This is a genomic window from Bacillus manliponensis, from assembly GCF_000712595.1.
In the GTDB taxonomy this organism is placed as follows: domain Bacteria; phylum Bacillota; class Bacilli; order Bacillales; family Bacillaceae_G; genus Bacillus_A; species Bacillus_A manliponensis.
Map to the genome: position 1 here is coordinate 1 of NZ_JOTN01000051.1, position 5,213 is coordinate 5,213.

The 5,213-nt window shown below is 36.2% G+C and carries 5 protein-coding genes and 1 pseudogene; 4 read left to right on the top strand and 2 right to left on the bottom strand.

Features of this window, described 5'->3' with window-relative positions:
• Both BAMA_RS22965 and BAMA_RS22970 read left to right on the top strand, forming a co-directional pair.
• A partial coding sequence (locus tag BAMA_RS22965; protein ID WP_034644324.1) for a pyroglutamyl-peptidase I family protein occupies window positions 1-270 on the top strand: 270 nt, incomplete at its 5' end.
• A gap of 51 nt (window positions 271-321) precedes the next feature.
• Window positions 322-1,047 (top strand): NAD-dependent protein deacylase, encoded by a 726-nt coding sequence (locus tag BAMA_RS22970; RefSeq protein ID WP_034644326.1) that lies wholly within the window; start codon window positions 322-324, stop codon window positions 1,045-1,047.
• A 36-nt stretch (window positions 1,048-1,083) separates the two neighbouring features.
• On the opposite strand, the gene BAMA_RS22975 is transcribed toward BAMA_RS22970, so the two are convergent.
• Both BAMA_RS22975 and BAMA_RS22980 read right to left on the bottom strand, forming a co-directional pair.
• The gene (locus tag BAMA_RS22975; RefSeq protein WP_034644327.1) at window positions 1,084-2,556 is read right to left on the bottom strand and encodes an amino acid permease; all 1,473 of its coding nucleotides are present in this window, start codon (window positions 2,554-2,556) and stop codon (window positions 1,084-1,086) included.
• 361 nt (window positions 2,557-2,917) lie between these two features.
• A pseudogene (locus BAMA_RS22980) lies at window positions 2,918-3,937 on the bottom strand (sulfite exporter TauE/SafE family protein).
• A gap of 158 nt (window positions 3,938-4,095) precedes the next feature.
• Between BAMA_RS22980 and BAMA_RS22985 the strand changes: the two are divergent.
• Together BAMA_RS22985 and BAMA_RS22990 are read left to right on the top strand one after the other, a co-directional pair.
• A complete protein-coding gene (locus BAMA_RS22985) occupies window positions 4,096-4,494 on the top strand; it encodes a DUF3980 domain-containing protein (RefSeq protein ID WP_034644332.1) in 399 nt (132 codons plus the stop codon).
• Window positions 4,495-4,804: 310 nt separating this feature from the next.
• On the top strand, window positions 4,805-5,213 hold a 409-nt coding region (locus BAMA_RS22990), incomplete at its 3' end, for an RNA-guided endonuclease TnpB family protein (protein WP_034644334.1).

Sequence of the window (5,213 nt, forward strand, 5' to 3'; positions counted from 1 at the left end):
ACGGAGTTCGTAGGAATCCCCCACTTCAAACCAGTCCGTAAGGGCGTTAAGTGGTGGGTAGTTCAAGGATTAATGCATATGTTAGCAAAAGAAAAGATGAATGTACGAGCAGGCTTTGTTCATATTCCATTTTTGTTAGAACAGGCAAGTTTTCATCAAGGACAACCGAGTATGTCGCTTACGACAATTACAGAAGGAATGGAGTTGCTAATAGAAACTGCATTAGAAGTAAAGGAAGATATTATAGAAATTGGTGGTGCAACGCACTAATGAGAAACTAGCAAGAAAAACTTGTTATAATAATGGATAGAGGTGAAATAGATGGGACAATACAAGGAAGTTCGTACAATATTAGAGAAAGCAAAGAAAATTACAATACTTACTGGTGCAGGTGCGAGTACGGAAAGTGGGATAAAAGACTTCCGTTCTGCAGATGGATTATATGAAGATGCTAATGTGGAAACATATTTATCGAGAGGATATTATAACCGTAGACCAAAAGAATTTTGGAAACATTATAAGGCAATCTTTCAAATTGATACGTTCCATCAGTATAAACCAAATCGTGGTCACGTATTTTGTGTGGAGTTAGAACAACAAGGTAAAGATGTTACTGTGTTAACACAAAATATTGATGGACTACACCAGTTGGCTGGAAGTAAACATGTCATTGATTTACATGGTACGTTGCAAACTTCTCACTGTTTAAAATGCCAGAGGAAATATGACTTATCTTATATGATTGCAAATGATGTACCGCGCTGTGAAAAATGTAAATTTATTTTAAATCCGGATGTCGTTTTATATGGAGATACGTTACCGCAGTATAAACAAGCGGTGGAGCGTATATATGAAACAGACGTACTACTTGTGATGGGGACTTCATTAAAGGTGCAACCAGTTGCATCATTTCCTGAAATTGCGAAAAGGGAAGCAGGGGCAACAATCATTCTTGTAAACAATGAACCAACAGGGAAAGAGTCTTATTTTGATTATGTATTTCATGAATCAATCGGTGAATTTGTAGAGAATATTTCTCGAAAGTAAAGGTGTACCAACAAGACGTTGGTACACCTTTACTTTTTATTTCAGCTCGCATTTATCAAGTGGAATGACTTTTGTTTTCTTCGTAAACTTATAACCTAACCAAACTGCAATGAAAAGCGGTAATCCAATATACGAAATGAGCACACCGTTCCAGTCGATTGATTCTCCCATAAATGCACCGTAGTTTTGACCAAGAATGATAACAGTACAAAGTGAGAAAGCGAAGAGTGGACCAAATGGGAACCATTTTGCTTTGTATGGTAAGTCTTTTAAATCTTTTCCTTGTGCTGTATATGCTTTACGGAAACGATAGTGACTAATCGCAATCCCAACCCATGCGATAAATCCAGACATACCAGAAGCGTTTAACAGCCATATATATACAGCTCCATCACCAAATAAGGAAGCTAAAAATGCAGCTGATCCAACTAATGATGTTGCGATTAACGCATTTACAGGAACGCCGCGCTTATTTAGTTTTCCTAAAAATTTTGGTGCTTTTCCTTGTCTTGCTAAATCCCAAAGCATACGAGTACATGCATACATACCAGAGTTACCGGCTGAAAGGACAGCTGTTAAAATAACAGCGTTCATAACAGAAGCAGCAAATGCAATACCTGCTTTATCTAAAATAAGTGTAAAAGGACTGACAGTTACGTCACTTGCAGCAAGGCTTTCTGTCGTATACGGAATTAAAAGACCGATAACAAGAATAGCTAAAATATAAAACAGTAAAATACGCCAAAAGATAGAGCGGATTGCCTTCGGAATATTGCGTTCTGGATCCTTTGTTTCACCAGCAGCTACCCCTAACAACTCTGTACCTTGGAAGGAGAATCCAGCTGCCATAAATACACCAATAATGGCCATGAATCCACCGTGGAAAGGCGCATCAGCAATTGTGAAGTTTTTGAAGCCAACAGCTTCTCCGCCCATGATCCCAAAAATCATTAAAAATCCAACAATTAAAAAGATAATAATTGTAGCAACTTTAATGAGTGCAAACCAATATTCAGCTTCTCCAAAACCTTTAACTGATAAGTAATTAAAAAGAAACATAATAGCTAAACAAAGGCCGCTCCAAATGAGAGAAGGTGCATCAGGGAACCAAAACTTCATGATGAGTGTAACCGCAGCAAGTTCAGCAGCAACAGTAATTGCCCAGTTATACCAATAATTCCAGCCAAGTGCAAAGCCAAAAGCAGGGTCAACAAATTTTGTTGCATACGTACTAAAAGAACCAGTAACAGGCATGTACGCAGCAAGTTCTGCTAAGCTTGTCATTAAAAAGTAGACCATAATTCCAATTGCTGCATAGGCAACAAGAGCACCGCCAGGCCCAGCGGCATGAATGACACCTCCACTTGCTAAAAATAGTCCAGTTCCAATTGTCCCCCCAAGTGAAATCATTGTAAGATGTCGAGACTTTAAACCGCGTCTAAGTTCAGTTTCTGTTTGTACTGTTTGATTCTTTGCTGTAGAGATAGCATTGTTTGTCTCGCCGTTCATTTATACCACTCCTTTTCGTATAAGGTGTGGGAGAGGTTCTAAAGTTTTAAAAATAGCGAGAAATTAGATAAGATGGCTTTTGTTATCGTTTAAATTTCTAATATACTGCATTTATAATTATTTTGATAAAAATAAAAAAATGATTTGTAAAAAATAGCTATTTTTAATAACATTTTCAGGCTCCCCCTAACCTGAAAAATATGTAAATCTAATAGTAGTTTCATTCTTTGCTGAAAAGCATTATACATAATTTCGAAAAAATATAGAAAAAACCTTTAAATAAAAAGAAAATTCAGAAAAATAAAATGTGACAATAATCGACAATTGTAATTTTAAAGGGACAAAATAAAACAAGCTTCTCTTATGGAGAAACTTGTTTTTGATCGTTATATGCAACATTTTGCTTTGTATGTTGCGCATGATTTCGGATTGAAAAGATAAGGGCAATGATTACAATCAGAATAACTGCAACGTAAGAAAGCGTTAAAACATCTTGCTCCACTGAAAAAGTTAATAATAATGTACGAAGGTTTGTTAAAATAATGATTCCACCAACAAATACACCAAGTAGATGAGAAGGGATTGTTCGTACTAACCAAGCCGCAATTGGTGCTGCAACAATGCCCCCAAGCATGAGAGCTAATACCCAAAACCAGCTAATTTGTTCCCAGCCAAGTGAAATGAGAAAACCAATTGAGGCAGCTAATGCGACTGGAAATTCACTTGTATCAACAGATCCAACCACTTTCCTTGCTTCATTGCCTTTTGCTAGCAAAACCGGAGTTGTAATTGGCCCCCAACCACCGCCGCCAGTTGAATCGATAAAACCAGCGAAGAGTCCGAGAGGAACTAACTGTTTACTAGACATACGTTTCGTCGTACGAACAATTTGTTTTTGTAAAATGAATCGTAATAAAATATACACTCCTAATGAAAATAGAAAAATAGAAATGTAAGGTTTTACAATATCTCCGGGTAAGTTACTTAAAAAGCAAGCACCGATAAAAGCACCGATAGCACCGGGCAATGTTAGACGCGAGACGGTGTATTTATCAACGTTTCCAAACCGTATATGTGAAACACCAGACGCTGCAGTCGTTACAACTTCAGATAGATGGACAGATGCAGATGCAACAGCTGGTGCAATTCCAAACATTAGTAATAATGAAGAAGAAGTCACTCCATATGCCATTCCGAGTGCTCCGTCAATTAATTGAGCGAAGAATCCGATGATGGCAAAGATAATTAATTTTTGCATATAAAATCCCCCTGTTTTCTGTAAAGTAATTCTTGATAATGAAAAAGGCACTTTCCTCGTGTGAGAAAAGTGCCTTTGGTTTTCCAATCAGCCTCATATCAATTTTTTATCATTATAATACATATTAATCTGATAAATCAACTGGGTTTTAAAAATAATTAAGAATAATCAGAAATAGGGGGGTGAATTGTATTGTTGTGCAACTTGCATTTCGTTTGAAGTTTAGAAAGGTATATGTAAAAAAATAACGAATATTGTTGTAGGTAGAAGGGGTGATGTATATGTTTAATCGAAAATGTTCGAGATGTAGGGAAATTACAGGTCCCGTTCATGGTGGAAAAAAAGTGAATGAAGAGTTTTTATGTGAGGATTGTTTGCAAAAAGCAAAAGATGCAGGTGAGGTGCCTATAGAAGAGGAGACTTCTTATACAGCTATTAAAGTATTAAAAGTAATGAATGTGATTTATTTAGTTGTTTCTATTTTCTCTTCATTTTTTGTTTCTTCTTTTCTTAGTATGCAATCGGGTTCATTTGAAATGTCGACGACTCATGTATCATCATTTGGATTAGGATTTGTTACGTTTGGATCGGTATTTCAATCTGTACTTATTTTTTGTGTAATTTTGGTGTTCATTATACTTGTTGAAACTGTAATAAAAATCTATGAGAAGGTGAAATGAATTTTATCATTTCAGCCAAGAATACTCCTTTCTCAAGGAACGTGAAGGGTGTAGCCCAGTGAGTAGGTGGGAGATGAATTGGCTTCGGACAAGGGATGGGTTCTTTTCCATCTCGATTGTCCGACTGTTCGAGTGCTACTTGTAATGAATGAAAAATAATTTGGATATGAGTACCGAAACCTTTTCGGTCTTTGTATTCGTCTACGCTTTTTAAAAGCGCTTGCTTTTCTATAAAAATCTCCTAATAATATACAAATTGCATCGAGATTGATAAAATATGTATATCGTAACAGAAAGGGAGGTGAAAGTCATGATTATCAATAAAGCGTTTAAATTTCGTATCTATCCGAATAAGGAACAAGCAATTTTAATCAATAAAACAATTGGGTGTTCTCGATTTGTATTTAATCACTTTTTAACAAAATGGAATCGAACTTATAAAGAAACAGGACAAGGATTAACGTATGGTATATGTTCGGCTGAACTTCCTGCAATGAAAAAAGAACTTGCTTGGTTAAAAGAAGTAGATAGTATTGCAGTGCAATCATCTATTAGAAATCTTGCAGATGCATTTGACCGTTTTTTCGAGAAACAGAATGACGCACCACGCTTCAAATCCAAAAGGAACAAAGTACAGTCCTATACAACGAAACACACGAATGGGAACATCGTAATTATTGGCAATACGATTAAACTACCGAAATTAGGTCTTGTTCGTT